Source organism: Methylosinus sp. LW3 (assembly GCF_000527115.1).
Lineage (GTDB): Bacteria > Pseudomonadota > Alphaproteobacteria > Rhizobiales > Beijerinckiaceae > Methylosinus.
In genome coordinates this window covers 307691-323789 of sequence record NZ_AZUO01000002.1, presented here as the reverse complement: position 1 = coordinate 323789, position 16099 = coordinate 307691, and the positions used below count along the sequence as shown (strand labels likewise).

15 protein-coding genes and 1 pseudogene are annotated in these 16099 nt (G+C 64.3%); 10 read left to right on the top strand and 6 right to left on the bottom strand.

The window, feature by feature from the left end; genetic code table 11:
* Window positions 1–2242 (bottom strand): TonB-dependent siderophore receptor (locus METLW3_RS0121395; protein WP_198022826.1); only part of this gene is annotated, 2242 nt, incomplete at its 3' end.
* A 50-nt stretch (window positions 2243–2292) separates the two neighbouring features.
* Window positions 2293–2685: a hypothetical protein gene (locus METLW3_RS28920; RefSeq protein WP_166671906.1), complete on the bottom strand. Its 393-nt coding sequence runs from the start codon at window positions 2683–2685 to the stop codon at window positions 2293–2295.
* Window positions 2686–2854: 169 nt separating this feature from the next.
* Here METLW3_RS28920 and METLW3_RS0121380 point away from each other — a divergent pair, with 169 nt between their 5' ends.
* The 4 genes from METLW3_RS0121380 (at window position 2855) to METLW3_RS27760 (ending at window position 7625) form a co-directional block, all read left to right on the top strand.
* The gene (locus METLW3_RS0121380; RefSeq protein ID WP_024881818.1) at window positions 2855–3532 is read left to right on the top strand and encodes a response regulator transcription factor; all 678 of its coding nucleotides are present in this window, start codon (window positions 2855–2857) and stop codon (window positions 3530–3532) included.
* Window positions 3529–4911 carry a HAMP domain-containing sensor histidine kinase gene (locus METLW3_RS0121375; protein ID WP_024881817.1) on the top strand — a complete coding sequence of 461 codons (1383 nt, stop codon included), beginning with the start codon at window positions 3529–3531 and terminating at the stop codon, window positions 4909–4911. The genes METLW3_RS0121380 and METLW3_RS0121375 overlap by 4 nt, the downstream gene beginning before the upstream one ends.
* A gap of 1830 nt (window positions 4912–6741) precedes the next feature.
* Window positions 6742–7284: a TetR/AcrR family transcriptional regulator gene (locus METLW3_RS0121360; RefSeq protein WP_024881816.1), complete on the top strand. Its 543-nt coding sequence runs from the start codon at window positions 6742–6744 to the stop codon at window positions 7282–7284.
* A complete protein-coding gene (locus METLW3_RS27760; RefSeq protein ID WP_198022825.1) occupies window positions 7281–7625 on the top strand; it encodes a DUF1992 domain-containing protein in 345 nt (114 codons plus the stop codon). The genes METLW3_RS0121360 and METLW3_RS27760 overlap by 4 nt, the downstream gene beginning before the upstream one ends.
* Window positions 7626–7957: 332 nt before the next feature.
* Here METLW3_RS27760 and ppsA read toward each other — a convergent pair whose 3' ends face one another.
* The 4 genes and pseudogenes from ppsA to METLW3_RS29165 form a co-directional block, all read right to left on the bottom strand.
* Window positions 7958–10339, bottom strand: a complete 2382-nt coding sequence (ppsA, locus tag METLW3_RS0121350) for a phosphoenolpyruvate synthase (protein WP_024881815.1) — start codon at window positions 10337–10339, stop codon at window positions 7958–7960.
* Between the two features lie 112 nt (window positions 10340–10451).
* On the bottom strand, window positions 10452–11126 hold the full coding sequence (locus tag METLW3_RS0121345; RefSeq protein WP_024881814.1) for an HAD family hydrolase: 675 nt from the start codon (window positions 11124–11126) through the stop codon (window positions 10452–10454).
* A 7-nt stretch (window positions 11127–11133) separates the two neighbouring features.
* Window positions 11134–11784 carry a SagB/ThcOx family dehydrogenase gene (locus METLW3_RS0121340; RefSeq protein ID WP_024881813.1) on the bottom strand — a complete coding sequence of 217 codons (651 nt, stop codon included), beginning with the start codon at window positions 11782–11784 and terminating at the stop codon, window positions 11134–11136.
* Window positions 11781–11996, bottom strand: a pseudogene (locus METLW3_RS29165) (hypothetical protein); the annotation flags it as partial. The pseudogene METLW3_RS29165 and the gene METLW3_RS0121340, both read right to left, overlap by 4 nt.
* 181 nt (window positions 11997–12177) lie before the next feature.
* Here METLW3_RS29165 and METLW3_RS0121335 point away from each other — a divergent pair.
* Genes METLW3_RS0121335 through METLW3_RS0121310 form a run of 6 tightly spaced genes read left to right on the top strand, consistent with a single transcriptional unit; the run spans window position 12178 to window position 16095 of the window.
* Window positions 12178–12900, top strand: a complete 723-nt coding sequence (locus METLW3_RS0121335) for an SIMPL domain-containing protein (protein ID WP_024881812.1) — start codon at window positions 12178–12180, stop codon at window positions 12898–12900.
* Window positions 12901–12949: 49 nt separating this feature from the next.
* Window positions 12950–14410: a F0F1 ATP synthase subunit beta gene (gene atpD, locus METLW3_RS0121330; RefSeq protein WP_024881811.1), complete on the top strand. Its 1461-nt coding sequence runs from the start codon at window positions 12950–12952 to the stop codon at window positions 14408–14410.
* The gene (locus METLW3_RS0121325) at window positions 14407–14853 is read left to right on the top strand and encodes a F0F1 ATP synthase subunit epsilon (RefSeq protein WP_024881810.1); all 447 of its coding nucleotides are present in this window, start codon (window positions 14407–14409) and stop codon (window positions 14851–14853) included. The genes atpD and METLW3_RS0121325 overlap by 4 nt, the downstream gene beginning before the upstream one ends.
* A complete protein-coding gene (locus tag METLW3_RS0121320) occupies window positions 14850–15140 on the top strand; it encodes an AtpZ/AtpI family protein (protein ID WP_024881809.1) in 291 nt (96 codons plus the stop codon). The genes METLW3_RS0121325 and METLW3_RS0121320 overlap by 4 nt, the downstream gene beginning before the upstream one ends.
* The gene (locus METLW3_RS0121315; RefSeq protein ID WP_036310067.1) at window positions 15137–15418 is read left to right on the top strand and encodes an ATP synthase subunit I; all 282 of its coding nucleotides are present in this window, start codon (window positions 15137–15139) and stop codon (window positions 15416–15418) included. The genes METLW3_RS0121320 and METLW3_RS0121315 overlap by 4 nt, the downstream gene beginning before the upstream one ends.
* The gene (locus METLW3_RS0121310) at window positions 15415–16095 is read left to right on the top strand and encodes a F0F1 ATP synthase subunit A (RefSeq protein WP_024881807.1); all 681 of its coding nucleotides are present in this window, start codon (window positions 15415–15417) and stop codon (window positions 16093–16095) included. The genes METLW3_RS0121315 and METLW3_RS0121310 overlap by 4 nt, the downstream gene beginning before the upstream one ends.
* Window positions 16096–16099: the final 4 nt, after the last annotated feature.

Genomic DNA, 16099 nt, shown 5'->3' with positions numbered 1-16099 from the left:
TGGTGAGATTGTCGGCGTTGATCTGCGCCGTCACGAAGCTCCCCCCGAGCTGGAAGCGATAGGAGGCCATCGCGTTCAGATTCGTATAGGCGGGCGCGAGATAGGTGTTGGCGGGATCGACGAAGGCGTTGCCGACGCGCGACACGCCGATCGCCCCGCTCAAGCCGCGCAAATAGCCGTCCGCCTCATATTTCACCCAGACATTGCCCATATTGTCAGGCACGGCCGGCAGGCGCTTGCCGGCGATGGGCGCCTGCGTCGTCACATCGAAGGGGTCCGTCGCCGAAGGCGTCGAGCCTCTCGTCACATGCGTCGACATATGGGAGAAATTGGCGATGACGCTCCAATTGTCGTCGATGCGTCCGCTCACGTCGAGCTCGACGCCTTCGCTGCGTGCATCGAGCAGATCGAACACATAATTGCGCAGCGCCGTCGGAGCGCTCGGCGTCGCCTGCGCGATATTATGCTTATCGATGACGTAATAGGCCGCCGTGGCGATGAGGCGCTTGTCGAAGAGCTCCGCCTTCATGCCGCCTTCCCACTGGATCGCGCGCTGTGGGCCGAGCGGCGTGTTGTTGCGCGTCACGCCATTGTTGACGCCGAAGGACTCCGTGTAATTGCCATAGAAGGCGAGCCAGGGCAGCGCTTGGACCGAGAGGCCGACGCGCGGGCTGAAGGCGTGATCGGCGACGCGCACGGCGAGATAATTGGCGCGCATCAGCGCATTATTCAGCAGAGCCGAGGTCGAGGATTGGCCCGAGCTCACGGCGCTGGCGAAATCATAGCGGCCGCCGAGCAGAAGATGGACGCGATCGTCGAAGAAGGAGATCATGTCCTGCGCATAGAGACCCTGCCACTCCTGCGCGCGGATGAAGGCCGTGCCATTGGCTGGCGTGATGAAGCGCGAGATTCCGAGGCCGCTATAGGGCGCGATGCTCGCATTGTAATAATTGGGCGCATAGATGTTGAGCGATTGCGCCTGGTTCGACTGATAAATGTCGCCGACCTGCGAATAGCTCATATGATCCGTGCCGATGAGCACGGAATGATGCAGGAATCCCGTGTCGAACCTGCCCTTCACATCGAGATTGCCGGTGATGGTGCGATAGGTGACCGGACCCCAATTGAGCGAGACATTGGATTGTCCGACCGGCCCTGAGCTCGGGCACCAGGCCGCAGGCGTGTTGTTGAGCTGGCCCGGCTGATTGACGCAGACGAGGAAGAAGCTCGTCTGAATGGCGCGACTGTTGGAATAGAGAAAGCGATTGGTGACGCTCCAATCCTGGTCGAGATCATAGGTCCAATCGAAGGCGACCTGCCGACGCATGTCGTGGCTGGGATTGTCGACGGTGATGCTGGGATCGCCGAGATAGCGGCTGATCGGAATCGGCGCGGCGTTGTAGCCGATGGCGGGAATATTCGGGTTGTTGTCGACGCCCTTCACATCCGTATATTCGGCGTCGACATTGAGCTTGAAATGCTCGCTCGGATGATAGGTGACGGTCGCCGAGCCGAACCAGCGATCATCGGTCACATAATCGATGAAAGACGGATTGTGATTGAATTCCGCGGTCACGCGATAGAGCCAGACTTTGTCCGGCGTGATCGGACCAGTGGCGTCGATCGTCGTGCGCGCGCCGCCGAAGGAGCTTCCCTGCTGCTGGACGGAATAATAGGGCGTCTCCAGCGGGCGCTTGATGATCGTGTCGACGAGGCCGCCGGGCTCGACGCGGCCGTAGAGCATGGCGACAGGACCTTTCACCACCTCGATCGATTGTACATTGGCGGTGCTCGGGCATTTTTGCGCGGGAAGCAGCAGGCCGTTGCGATAAGATTGCGAGAGCTGGAGATTGCCGGTCGGAAAGCCGCGGATGATGAGATTCTGGAACAATGTGCAGCCGGTCGGCATCAACGATGTGCTGCTCACCGTGCCGACGACGGCGTCATTGATGGAGATGGCCTGGCGGTCGTCCATCGTCTGGCGCGTCACCACTTGCACGGCGATCGGCGTGTCGAGGATTGGCGCGTCGAGCTTGGCGGAGGCGGCGCTGGCGGCGGCGTAGCCGGTCACGCGGTCGCCCGATCGCGCGCTGCGCGGATCATCGGCGCCGGCCGGGCGGCGCGCGGTTGCGCCGATGTCGATCGTCGGCAGCAGCTCCTGCGCCTGCGCGTGAGCCAGAAAAGCGAGGGATAGCGCCGTGCTGGCGAGGGCGCGCCGCGCCGCGCGTGAAACAATATGCATTGTGATGGTCTCCGGCCGCGTCTTCGAGGGACGCGCTTGAAGCAGACAGATCATGCGGCCCGACGGCTGCGCTCGATCGGCGGAGAGACGGGCGGCGGGCCGCGGGCCGAGGCGGAGCAGGCGCAGGCCGAAGGCGCGCGAGGCCCTCCGTCTTCGGCGCGGGCGGCGCAGCCGGAGGCGCGCGGCTCGGGAAATGGCGCGCGACTGGTGAGAATGGCGAGCAGATCGGCCTGCTTGTCCGCGCGGTCGACCGAACAGATCAGGCAGCAATCGGCCGGGTGCGGCCGCCCCGGCGTCGTGCGGCCCTGTGGCCGGCATTCGCCTGAGGCCGCGCCGACGCGGCCCATCCCGACCGCATGCGCGGCTGCGGCTTCGCGGCCGAGGCCCATAGCCAAGCCCTGCATAACGAGCAGAAGCGCGAAAACCCGAACCAGACGCCGCAAAATTGCATCCTCACGCCAGATGAGGACAATTCCTCTAACAAAATTCGCATAACGGTAGCGTAACGACAGCCCCGGCGATGGCCGGGCGGCGCGAATTCGCTGCGACCTGTTGCAAAGATACGACACCGGCGGCTAGGCTGTCGTTCGGCGGCGGGGCGGAAAAGAATAGATGCGGATTTTGATCGTCGAGGACCAGCCGGAGCTGGCGATGCTCGTCGCCGGGCGGCTCACCAAATCGGGTTATGTCGCCGACAGCGTCGCGACGCTGGCGGAGGCGGTGGAGGCGGTCGCGCAATTCGATTATCCGGTCGTCCTGCTCGACCGCCGCTTGCCCGACGGCGACGGCGTGTCGATTCTGAAGCAGCTGCGCGCGACCAAGCCGCGCTCGCGCGTGCTGCTGGTGACGGCGGCGCGCTCGATCGACGACAGGATCAACGGGCTCGACGCCGGCGCCGACGACTATCTCACCAAGCCCTTCGACGTCGACGAGCTGCTGGCGCGCATAAGAGCCGTGCTGCGACGTCCACAGGGCGCCGCTCTGCCGCCGGTCGCGCTCGGCGAATTGTCCTTCGATCTCGACCAGCGCGAGGCCTTCGTGCGCGGGAGCCCCCTGGTCCTCGCCAAGCGCGAATTGCTGCTGCTCGAGGCGCTGATGCGGCGCGCCGGACGAGCGGTCAAGCACAGCACCTTGCTCGACGAAATCTATGGGCTCGACGACAATGTGCAGCTCGACGCGCTCAAAATGTCGGTCTCGCGCCTGCGCCAGCGGCTGAAGGAATGCGAGGCCGGCGTCGAGATCCATACGCTGCGCGGCATCGGCTATCTCATCGAGATATCGCGCGCGTGAGGCTGCTTCGCTCGCTCTCCTCCCGGCTCGTCTTCAATTGGGTCGTCTTCTCGCTCATCGCCTTCTTCACCGTTCCGGCGACCGTGCTCTTGCCGCTGGCGGCGTTCGGCGTCGACGATGTCGGCTATGTGCGGCTCGAGGGCCATACGGTGAAGCGCGCGCGCGTCATCGTCATGCACGCCGTCCGCAAGACGCCGGAGGGCCGGCTTCGCATAGAGCCGACGCCGGAGCTGCGAGACTATTTGGCGCGCAATCCGCGCTTCCGTTTCGCGGCTTTCGACGCGCAGACAGGCGAGGCCTTCGCCGGCTCGTCGCAGCAGCTCGTCGATTATTTCAGCAGCCAGCTCGGCAAGCTCGAAATGCTCGGTGCGACCTTCCACATATTAGGCGACGCCGACCCCGACTCGCGCGGCTCCGCCCGAATGGTGCGCACGCCCCTCGGCCGTTTCGGCACCGTCGTCTATGGCGCGCAATTCCATTGGGACGATATGCTGTTCTGGCTCTACAACTATCCCACCACGGCAAATGTCCTCGCCTATATTCCACTCTGCGCGGTGCTGTCGCTGGTCGCGCTCGTCGTCGTGCGCAGGAGCCTGACGCCTCTGCGCGTCAGCGCGGCCAAGCTCGCCGAGATCGACCTCGACTCGCTCGATCGCCGCGTGCCCACGGCCGACATGCCCTCCGAGGTCCTTCCCTTCGTCGAGGCGCTGAATGGCGCGCTCGAGCGCGTCGACGCTGGCGTCGCCCGCCAGCGTCGCTTCATCGCCAATTCGGCGCATGAGCTGCGCACGCCCATCACCATTTTGCGCACGCGGCTCGATCAGCTCGACGACACGCCGATCAAACGAGAGCTAGAGCGCGATTCGCTGCGCATTCAGACGATCCTCGAGCAGCTCATGGTGCTGGCGCAAGTCGAGGAGCGCGCCAAGACTTGCGCAGCGCCGCAGCTCGATCTCGGCGAGGCCGTGCTGACCGTCACCGCCGATTACACGCCGATCGCGCTCCGCGCCGGCCGCCGCCTCGCTTTCGAGCCGCCGCCGACGCTGGTCGTCGCGCGCGCCTATGAATGGGCGCTGGAGAGCGTCGTCGGCAATCTCATCGCCAACGCCGTGCGTGCCGAGCCTTTGGGCGGCGCCGTCGTCGTGCGCGTGACCGCCGACGCCGTGGTCGAGGTGGAAGATCATGGCGAAGGCGTGGAGCCCGCCCATCGCGACGCGATTTTCGAGGCCTTCTGGCGCAAGAGCGAGGCGACGCCCGGCGCCGGCCTCGGCCTCGCCATAGCGCGTGAATTGATGGAGAAGCTCTCCGGCCGAATATGGGTGGAGGAGACGCCGGGCGGCGGCGCGACCTTCAAGCTCGCTTTTCAGAAGAACGACTGAGATCGCCGCCGGCGGTCTCAGGTTGAACACGGCCGTGCGACGTGAGAGTTGTCGATTGGCGCTTCAATCCGGGACTCGGGATGAATGTTACGATTTGCGGCACGCCATATGAGACTTTTGCGTGCTGAGTCTCGATTGAAAGGGTAGGCGGCGCATGAATTCCTTGGGTGAAGCGGGCATCGCCCTCGAAAATGCCTCTGTCGATCGACCGGTCGACGAGTTCGATTTCGAGTGCCCGGAATGTCCGCGCCAGTCTCGATTGAACTGTCTGGGCGGGCACTTCGGTCTCAGCTATCTTGTTGAGATCATTTAATGGGCAAGTCCCGGATTGAAATGCAAATTGACAACACTCGCGATTTCTCGGGTCGACCCCATCAAGTCCGATAAGGTTGGTTTATCGGACATAATCCCACAGCCCCGGATTTCCGGGCGATCGAGGCGGTTTCCGCGCTCGGGAGTGCTCCGCGGCGTCGGATTTTTGGCATCCGAGTGTGCCCGCGGGACGGCCCTTGGACAGGAGAGAGATCTTCGAGCGCTTCCGATGACACGACATCCATGGCCCCAGCCCCGTCCGGCCGACGCCGCTCTGCCTGCGCCGAGCGGCGAGCGCGGGGCGCCGATCGGCCGCGACAGAACGCGTCGTCGCCGTCGCTGCGGGAGATCTTCGGCGTCCCGCCATCTCGGATTTGCCAGGATCTCGCACGTGATGCGTCGGAATTCGCCCGCCCCGCCGTCGCTATACACGTGCGCCGAGCGAAGTCCCGCCGGAAGACCTCGCAACGGCGCGGGGGGCTCGAAGCGCCTCGACAGGGTCGGTAACCAGATCGAGAACCGCGTCCGCCGCGTTGAGCGTCGGGATGCGCAATCGGAGCGGTGAGCACCCGAGCGAATCGGGGGAGCCGATGACGTTCCGGGCGTCGCCACCCGCTGGCGCTGCGCAGCGCCAGAATCGGCCGCGCAATCCCCAGAATGTCGAGCTGCGCCCAGAGTGTCGCCAGGGCCGGGTCGCGCCGCGAGCGGCTCTCCTGTGCGCCGTTCACGATCGCGCTGATCCGATCCTGAAACAAAAGCGGCGCGTCGACGAGAGCGCCCCCCTCCTCCCGCGGCCGTCGGTGGTGCGCGTGGCTCGAGAACCAGGCCGACGGATGGCCAGGGTAGCGTCGCGACAGTGTCAAGCGCCGCAAACGCGCCGGAACGACGTCGCCGGCCCGCGCCCAAGACGTGAGGCGCTCTCGCGTCGCGCAGCGTCGTCGATCGGATCGCGCGCATCGCCCTCCGAGACGAGGAGGTTGATCAAACCGGCCGCATCGAGCCCAAAGGCGAGCAGCCCGCTCAAATCTGATTTAACTCGTGACCATTTGCGGTCGATACGAGTTCGCGCATCTCAATTCGCCTTATCGCCGCTCGTGAAGCGCGAGCGACAGGCGCCTCGGCGACACCGGGGCCGAGAGGACCCGCCACTGGTGTCGCGTTGCCTTTAACTCCGCGAATCCTGCGTTAGGAGGGTCTTCCTCACTTTCCGTGCTCATACTGTCGCGCGAGCCTGCCGAAAGGTATTGAAAGAATGGACAAATGTTAGCCGCTCGAGCGATCTTGTTACTCCCGATTTTTCAAGCGGCGCGCATTTCAATATCCCATGTGTTTTCCGAGTGTTACGAATTCGAAGCGGCTATCAGCAACACGGAAAGTGAGGAAGACCCCCTTCAGACGCGACTTCTCTCTGAAATCGGCGAACAATCCCTTGTCAGAGCAATAAATCAATCATATGATTGATTTATGCCAAGCCATGACCAAAAGCAGTCCTATATTCGCAAAGACGAACGCCGGACGATGATCGCTGAAGCCGCAAGGGCGCTGATCCTGGAAAACGGGTATGCTGCGTTACGGACCCGAGACGTCGCGGCGCGTGTCGGCATCAACATTTCCACCTTGCATTTTCATGTACCAAACAAGGCCGCATTGGTTGTGCTGGTCGCTGAAACCACGCGAGATGACTTTCTTCGCAAATTGCCGCCGCCCCCCGATGCGGAGAGGCCTGCCGGTGCGCAGCTTCGTGCTGAAGCGCAGGCATATCACGACAGTCTTCGCGACAGTCCTGAGTTGGCGGCTTGCTTGGCTCAACTCAGACAGGTCGGTCGATCCGAGCCAGAAGTTGCGGCAATGATCGATTCCTTCACACAGGAATGGTGCCGCCGTTACGCGGAGATCATTACGATAGGGCAGCAGCAAGGTGCGTTCCGCTCCGATCTGACAGCGCTACCCGCCGCGCTGGTCATCACCGGTGCATTGACGGCCTTTGGCGCTCGTGGACCTCACGACTTGGAAATGTTCTGGCCCGTTTTCGACGAGCTGGAGCGAGGATTTTTGGCTTGATCAAGAGCAAAGGGAAAGCAACAGTGAAATTTTCCAGTCTGGCTGAAAGGCAAATTCTAAAGGCTCAAATCGAAGGTCAATTCGATAACCTAAAGGGGGCAGGAAAACCCCTAGATCTGAGCGGTGGTAGCAGTGTGGACGCCATCGGCTTCCGCATCATGTCTGAAGCTGGAGCCTTACCCCGTGAAATCGAATTGCGTAAAGCCGTCGAAGAGCAGACCCGCGTATTGCGCGCTGCTCCAGACGAAGAAGCGCGTAGACGTGAAATGAAAAAGCTTGCGGACTTTCAGTTGCGGCTCGACATAGAGCAAGAAGCCAGACGGCGCTTCTATGGCGGTTAACGGCTCTCAATGCAGTCCCCGACCTAATCGAAAAAGAAAGTCTTTCAAACTGGGGGGCTGAAAGATGAGGTATAAGCTGCCTGGTCAAAAAAGAAGAGGCCGCAAAAGCATCATAAGTTTGGCGAAATACTGAAGACAGCGAAGGATAATATTTCTGCGGTCGGCCTTACGACAACAGCCAACCGATCCATACGAAATATTCGCGACAAGTGGTTACCCAGGGGGCCAAGCGCGCATGTGCGGACGGACAATCCTGCGTTATCGACGGCGATGTGATCTCCTCGGCGAATTTCAGCCGGATGGTCATCGATTACTGAACGGGTCGCGGTCAATCAACTCTCCGCGGCCGCCACATGCTGCTTCACGACGACGAAGCTGTCGGGCGTCACCGACACGGAATCGATCCCGCATTCGACCAGGAATTCGGCGAAATCGGGATGGTCGCTCGGCGCTTGCCCGCACAGCCCGACCTTGGCTCCCGCGTCGCGCGCGGCGTCGATGACGGTGCGGATCATCCATTTCACCGCCTCGTCCCTCTCGTCGAACAGATCGGAGAGCTCCGCCGAGTCTCGGTCGACGCCGAGAGTGAGCTGCGTGAGATCATTGCTGCCGATCGAGAAACCATCGAAGCGCTCCGCAAAGGCGCGGGCGAGAATGACATTCGAGGGAATCTCGCACATGACATAGACCTGAAGCCCGTGCTCGCCGCGTTTCAACCCATTGGCCGCCATGACCTCGAGCACGCGATCCGCCTCTTTGACCGCCCGGCAGAAGGGGATCATCACGATGACATTGGTGAATCCCATTTCGTCGCGAAGACGGCGTATGGCGCGGCATTCGAGCGCGAACCCTTCTTGATAGCGCGGAGAGTAATAACGCGACGCGCCGCGGAAGCCGATCATCGGATTTTCTTCCCTCGGCTCGAATTGGGCGCCGCCGACCAGAGAGGCATATTCATTGGTCTTGAAATCGCTCATGCGCACGATGACCGGCCGCGGATGAACGGAGGCGGCGATGCGGCCGAGCGCCCGCGCGAGCCCTTCGACGAAATAATCGCTCTTGTTCTCGTAACCGACCGTCGCCTCGGCGATGATCTTTTTGGCCGCCTCATCCTTCAGCGAATCATAATGGACCAGCGCCATCGGATGGATCTTGATGTGATTGTTGATGACGAACTCCATCCGCGCGAGGCCCACTCCGTCGGAAGGCAGACGCCACCAGCGAAAGGCCGCGGCTGGATCGGCGAGATTGAGCATGACCTCGACGCGCGTCGCCGGAACGGCGGCGAGATCGAGCTCCTCGATCTCGATCTCGGCGACGCCATCATAGACGAATCCCGTGTCGCCTTCGGCGCAGGACAAGGTGACGATCTGCTCGTCGTGGAGCAGTCGCGTCGCATCCGGCGCGCCGACGATCGCCGGCAATCCGAGCTCGCGGCTGACGATAGCCGCATGCGAGGTGCGTCCGCCATGCTCGGTCACGATCGCCGTGGCCCGCTTCATGATGGGCGCCCAATCCGGATCGGTCGTGCGCGTGACCAATACGGCGCCATCGACGAAACGACCAATGTCGCGAACATCCTCGATGACGCAGACCTTGCCGGTCGCCACCGCGTCGCCGATCGCCAATCCCGTGCAGATCCTGCGGCCTTTCTTGCCTATGCGATAAGACTTCAGCGCGCTCGCCTCGCGTCGCGATTGAACCGTCTCCGGACGCGCCTGGACGATGAAGAGCTCGCCGGTCTCGCCATCCTTGGCCCATTCCATATCCATTGGCCGGCCATAATGGTCCTCGATCAGACAGGCCCAGCGAGACAGAGTCAGAATGTCCTCGTCTGCGAGCACGAAGGAGGCGCGCTCGGCCTTGGACGTCGGGACATTGCGCGTCGGCTGCTCGCCGCCCTGTGCATAGATCATCTTCACCAGCTTGCCGCCGCGCTTCTTCTCGATGATCGGCGACAGCGCCGCATTGGAGAGGAACGGCTTGAACACGACATATTCGTCCGGGTCCACCGCGCCCTGCACGACATTCTCGCCGAGGCCCCAAGAGGCGTTGATGAGCGCGACCTTGTCGAAGCCCGTCTCCGTGTCCAGCGAGAACATCACGCCCGCGCCGCCTGTGTCGGACCGGACCATGATCTGCACGCCGACCGACAGCGCGACTTTCATATGGTCGAAACCCTGCGCCTTGCGATAGCTTATCGCGCGATCCGTGAAGAGCGATGCGTAGCAGCGCCGACAGGCGTCGAGCAACGCCCGCTCGCCGCGAATGTTCAGATAGGTCTCCTGCTGTCCTGCGAAGCTCGCATTCGGCAGGTCTTCGGCGGTTGCGCTCGACCTCACCGCGACATCGGGCGCGTCCCTGCCGATGCGCCGACCCAGCTCGCGATAGGCCTCGACGATGGCGCTCGCCATTTCGCTCGACCATTCGCCGCGTAGAATGGCGTTACGAATTGTTCGACCGGCGTCGGCGAGCGCGATGTGGCCGGATTCGAGGTCGTCGAGCGTCGTGGCGATGACATTCCGCGCGCCATTGCTGTCGATGAAGCGCCAATAGGCTTGCGCTGTCGTCGCAAATCCAGAGGGCGTCCTAACGCCTTTTTCTGTGAGTCGGGAAATCATCTCTCCGAGCGAGGCGTTCTTTCCGCCGACGCTCGGAACATCGTCGCGCGTCACTTCCTCGAACCAGACGATTTGCCGCGCCGCGTCGATCATGCGACTCCCCTCGCTTCGAATCTCGAAGTCCGCTCTTCTTGTCGTCGGACCACGACGTCCGCGACGACCATTTATGGCTCATTCTAGCGAGTGCGAGCAGAGCGACCGAATGTCACTTCCTTCCACCGATCTCGTCGATGTGGAACAGTAGATCGGCGGGATCGTCATAGACGCGAAACGCGCCAGACTGCCGCAGCTCGTCGGATCCGTAGCCCCCACTCGAAAGGCCGACGCCCAGCGCCCGGCATCGGGTCGCGGCGAGCATGTCCCATATGCTGTCGCCGACGACGAACGCCGTCGTTATGGGCGCGTTCAGCCGTTCGGCTGCAGCGAGAAAGAGGTCTGGATCGGGCTTGGCGTGCGCGACCTGGTCGCGGGTGACGACCGGCGTGCGGGCGGGATCGACGCCGAGCGCGGCGAGATTGACGCGCGCCGTCTCCATGCGACCGCTCGTCGCGATCGCCCAGGGGACGCCGGCGTCGGTGAGCCATGCGAGGAGCTCCCGCGCGCCCGGGAGCGGGCGCACGCCGTCGGCGATCTCGAGATAAGCGGAGGCGTGGGCGGCGCTCAAACGGCGCACGCGCTCGGCGTCGATTTCCATGCCCGTCTCGCGCAGCAGCTGGTTGACGAACAAGCCCCCGCTCATGCCGACCTTGCGATGAATGCGCCAGACCGACAAATCGATGTGCTCCGCGTCGAGCGCCTTTTTCCAGGCGAGGACGTGCTGATAGACGCTGTCGACCAGCGTGCCGTCGAGGTCGAATAGGAAGGCCGGGTCGATGCGCATCGGGAGTTCACTCCATCTTCTTCGGAAAGCCGATCGTCTGCGACAAAAGCACCTGATGGTCGTGGCCGAGCCCCAGCGCCTGCGCGATCGCCTCGCGATCGATCCAGGCGCGGATCACAGTGGCGAGGCCCGCGCTCGCCGCGAACAAATACACATTCTGCGAGATCGCGCCGGCCGCGAACGAGGCGAAGCTCTCGCGCTGAGCGACCGGCACGAGCGCCATTCTCGTATGGTCGGCGACGAACACCAGATCGAGCGGCGCTTCGTCGACGAAATCCTGATAGCCGGTCACGCGCCTCATGTCGCTCGCTGCGACCAACCCCAGGGCGTGCGCCGCGGCGACGTAGAGATAAGCGCCCGAGGGCAGCGCGACATAGACGTCGATTTCCTGAGCGTCCAAAGCGGAGGGCGCGGTCCGTCCGCCTTCGGCTCGATTCACCCCGTCCGCGGCCCACAGCAGGTCGGACAGGAGCTGCAAGGGCAGCTCGTCCGGCGCGAATTCTCGGGACGAACGCCGCTCGGCGATCGCCTCCATCAATGGCATGCCGCCTTCCTTATGCGGAGGGGGAAGCGCGATCTGCGCCGCAGCGGCGTCTCGCGCAGGTTTCGGACGCAGCCGCCCCATCATGCCGAGCGCGAGCTTGGTCAGCGTGCTCATTGCGACGGCCTCCTCGTGAGACCATGCAATATCGTGGGGGAATGTAGATTTTCGAGGGCGGAGAAGAAATTTGCACATTCGGCGGAGGAGAGCTCCTTCAGCATTGAGCCGATCCTGTTCCATAGGGCGTCGACGGTTCGCTCGGGGGCTTTCCGGAGCAGAGCTTTGAGCTTGGAGAATGCCTTCTCGATCCGATTGAAGTCGGGACTGTAGCGCGAACGAGCTCGAGCGCCGTTCTCTTGCTTTTTCGTCGTTTTGTGAAGCTGGGGCGATATGTAGCGTGATAAAGTCCACGCTCCGCCAGTCGCCGAGGCTTCGGTGCGCCGAGTCGGGGGAAGCCGGAAGCGTGGAGCGTGCGATTTCGCCGCCAGCGGCGTCGAGCGAGGCAAGTCGATGACCCGAATACTCGCCGCAGCCTTGTCGAGCGCGCTCCTTCTCGCGAGCGCTTCGGCCGAGACATTGAAGGACACTCTTCCGCATATTTCCGTGACGGGAGAAGCCTCGGAGGAGGCGCTTCCCGATCGAGCGATCCTCCACCTGGACATTGTCGCGGATCGGCTCACCGCGACCGAGGCCGTGACCGAGAATGAGCGGAAGACGCGCTCCTTATCGGACGGCCTCGTTCGGCAAGGCGTGCCGATCGACGACATTCGCGTCGTCGGCGTGACGCTCCAGTCGGTCGCGACGGAGGAAGCCGCGCCGCGCGGCGCGCATGGAAAGCACGTCTCCAGGGGCTTTCGGGCGCGAAGCGAGTTGAGCGTGACGGTGAATTCGCTCGATGAGGCCGCGTCTTTGCTGTCTCGGGCGATCGACGCCGGCTCGAACGACCTTCGCGGCGTGGAATTCGTCGTCAGCGACGAAAGGACGCGCCTCGAACGACTGCGGATCGCTGCGGTGAAAGATGCGGAACAGCGGGCGAGAAACTATGTCGAGGCCGTGGGCGCCAAGCTCGGCCGTATCATCGAAATCGATCACCAGGAGGCGGTTTCGGCCACAGAGGCGAACGGCCGAACGGAGCCCTTGGCTTCCGCGAGCGGAGCGGCGTTTCTGCGTCTTCGGCCCGGCGTGCGACGGCTCACCGCCAGGGTCTCGGCGACTTGGGCGCTTTCGCGCTAGAATGTCCAGGATTTCGAACCAATCGGCGAGATGCTCGATCGGCGTGCAAATGAACGAGGCGGCTTCTTCTCACGCGAGCGCGGCGCGTCACGGCACGGTCTCGGCCGTTCGCGGCGCCGTGATCGACGTGCGCTTCGAGAAGGGCGAATTGCCGGCGATCGAGGACGCCTTGCTCGTCGAGGCCGACGGCGGACGTGAAATCTACGCCGAGGTGCAGGCTCATCTCGACCGGAACAGCGTCCAGGCCATCGCTCTGCAATCGACGGTCGGCCTGTCGCGCGGACGCCGGGTGAGAGCGACCGGCGGGCCGATCGAGATTCCGGTCGGCGACGCGACGCTCGGACGGCTGATCGATGTGACGGGAGCGATCGGCGACAATGGACCGCCGCTGCCGGCGGACGCGCCGCGCCGGCCGATCCATCGCGCGCCCCCGCCGCTGGCCCAGAGGCCGAGCGGCGGTGAGATTTTCGCGACGGGGATCAAGATCATCGACCTGCTGACGCCCATCGCTCAGGGCGGCAAGGCCGCCATGTTCGGCGGGGCGGGCGTCGGCAAGACCGTGCTCGTGATGGAGCTCATTCACGCGATGGTGACGGGCTATCGGGGCGTATCGGTGTTCGCCGGCGTCGGCGAGCGCTCGCGCGAGGGCCATGAGCTTCTGCGAGACATGGGCCGCTCCGGCGTGCTCGAGCGTACGGTTCTGGTCTATGGCCAGATGAACGAGCCCCCCGGCGCGCGCTGGCGGGCGCCGCTCGCCGCTCTCACCATCGCGGAATATTTCCGCGACGAGCAGCGCCAGAACGTGCTGCTGCTGATGGACAATATCTTCCGCTTCGTCCAGGCCGGGGCCGAAGTGTCGGGCCTCCTGGGTCGATTGCCGTCGCGCGTCGGCTATCAGCCGACGCTGGCGAGCGAAGTGGCGGCCCTGCACGAGCGGATCGCCTCGGTCGGCGGGGTCGGCGTGACGGCGATCGAGGCGGTCTATGTTCCCGCGGATGATTTCACCGATCCTGCGGTGACGACGATCGCCACCCACATCGACAGCATGATCGTACTCTCCCGACAAATGGCGGCCGAGGGCATGTATCCGGCGATCGATCCGATCGCTTCCTCCTCCGTGCTGCTCGATCCGCTGGTCGTCGGCGAGGCGCACGCCGAAGTCGCGACCGAGGTCCGCCGGGTGATCGAGCATTATCTCGAGCTGCAGGACGTCATCGCCTTGCTCGGCGTCGAGGAGCTCGCAGCTGAGGACCGCAAGATCGTCGGGCGCGCGCGGCGCCTCCAGCGCTTCCTGACCCAGCCTTTCACCGTCACCGAGGCCTTCACCGGAGCGCTTGGCCGCTCGGTTCCCCTCGCCGACACGCTCGCCGGCTGCGGCGCTATTCTCTCCGGCGCCTGCGACGATTGGCGAGAGAGCTCCTTCTATATGGTCGGGTCCATCGACGAGGCGGAGCAGAAGGAGAAAGCTGCCGCGCGCATGGACGCCGAGGCGGCGGGAGGCCGGCCGTGAGCAGAGCATTGCGGCTCGCCATCACCACGCCGAACGCCGTGCTGCTCGACGAAGCCGGCGTGCGATCCGTCCGCGCCGAGGACGAGAGCGGCGGTTTCGGCTTGCTGCCGGGCCACGCCGATCTGCTGACGGTGCTGCCGCCTTCGGTCCTGCGCTGGCGATCCGCCGACGGCGCCGAGCGCTATTGCGCGATCCGGGGGGGCGTGCTGACCGTCAGGGGCGGAGAGAGCGTGTCGGTCGCCTGCCGGGAGGGACTTCTCGGTCGCGATCTGCGCAAGCTCGACGCCGAGGTGCGCGCCGCGCGCGCGGCCGAGAAGGACGCGGCGGCGCGCGCGCGCGTCGAGGAGACGCGGCTGCACGTCAGCGCCGTGCGTCGCCTCGTCCGCTATCTGCGTCCGTCCGGCGCCTCGGAATTGTTTGGCGATGGAAAGGACGCGCCATGAGCGAGGCCGGCCCCGAACGGGAGCGCGATTCGATGGCGGAGGCCTCGCAACTGGCCGCCGAGCGGCGCGAGATGCAGCGCAGGAACGCCGAGCCCTCGCTCGGACGCCGACTGGGGCAGATCGGCGTTCTCGGCTGGACCATCGTCCTGCCGGCGCTCGCGGGGCTGTTCCTCGGACGTTGGCTGGACAAGATGTACGACATGGGCGTCTTCTTCTCCGCGCCTCTCGTCATGATCGGCGCCGGAGCCGGCCTCTGGCTCGCCTGGAAATGGATGTCGCGCCAATGACCGTTTCCGCCGCCCCGCTCGCTCTCCAGCTCGTCCTCGGCGCGGGCGCGGGATTCGCCGCGGGCCTCGCTTACTTCCGGGCCCTGCGTTGGAATGTCGCCCTCTTCGAGCAGGGGATGACGCCGAAGGCCATTCTCTTGCTCATAGCGCGCTTCGTCGCGCTCGCCGCGGCGCTCGCAGCCCTCGCGAAGATCGGCGCCCTCGCTCTGCTCTCCGGCGCGCTGGGACTGCTCGCGGCGCGCCGCGCCGTCCTGCGTCGTCTGAGGGGCCTCGAATGAAATCCTCGCCGCTCGCGCTCGAGCCCGGCTTCCAGCTCGGACCCGTGCCCGTCAGCAAGCCCGTCATCGTCACTTGGGCGCTGATGGCGGCGCTCGCTCTCGCGAGCCTTCTCGTAACTCGGCGGCTCTCGTTGCGGCCGGGGACCGGACAATCCGCGCTCGAGCTTATCGTCGAGACGCTCGACCAGCAGATAAGAGACACGATCGGCGTGGACCCAGCCCCCTATCGCGCCTTGCTCGGAACGATCTTCCTCTTCGTGCTCGTCGCCAATTGGTCGTCGCTCGTCCCCGGCGTGGAGCCGCCGACGGCGCGGCTCGAAACCGATGCGGCGCTGGCTCTGATCGTCTTCTTCGCGACCATCTATCACGGCCTGCGCACGCGCGGCCCGCTCGGCTATCTCGCGACATTCGCCGAGCCGAGCATCATCATGATCCCGCTCAATCTCGTCGAGCAGATCACGCGGACCTTCTCGCTGGTCGTCCGCTTGTTCGGGAACATCATGAGCGGCGTGTTCGTCATCGGCGTCGTGCTGTCGCTCGCGGGTCTGCTCGTGCCGATTCCGCTGATGGCGCTCGATTTGCTGACCGGCGCGGTTCAGGCCTACATTTTTGCGACGCTCGCCATGGTGTTCATCGGCTCGGCGGTCGATGGACACGGCTCGCGGGCGCGCGGCTAGACGA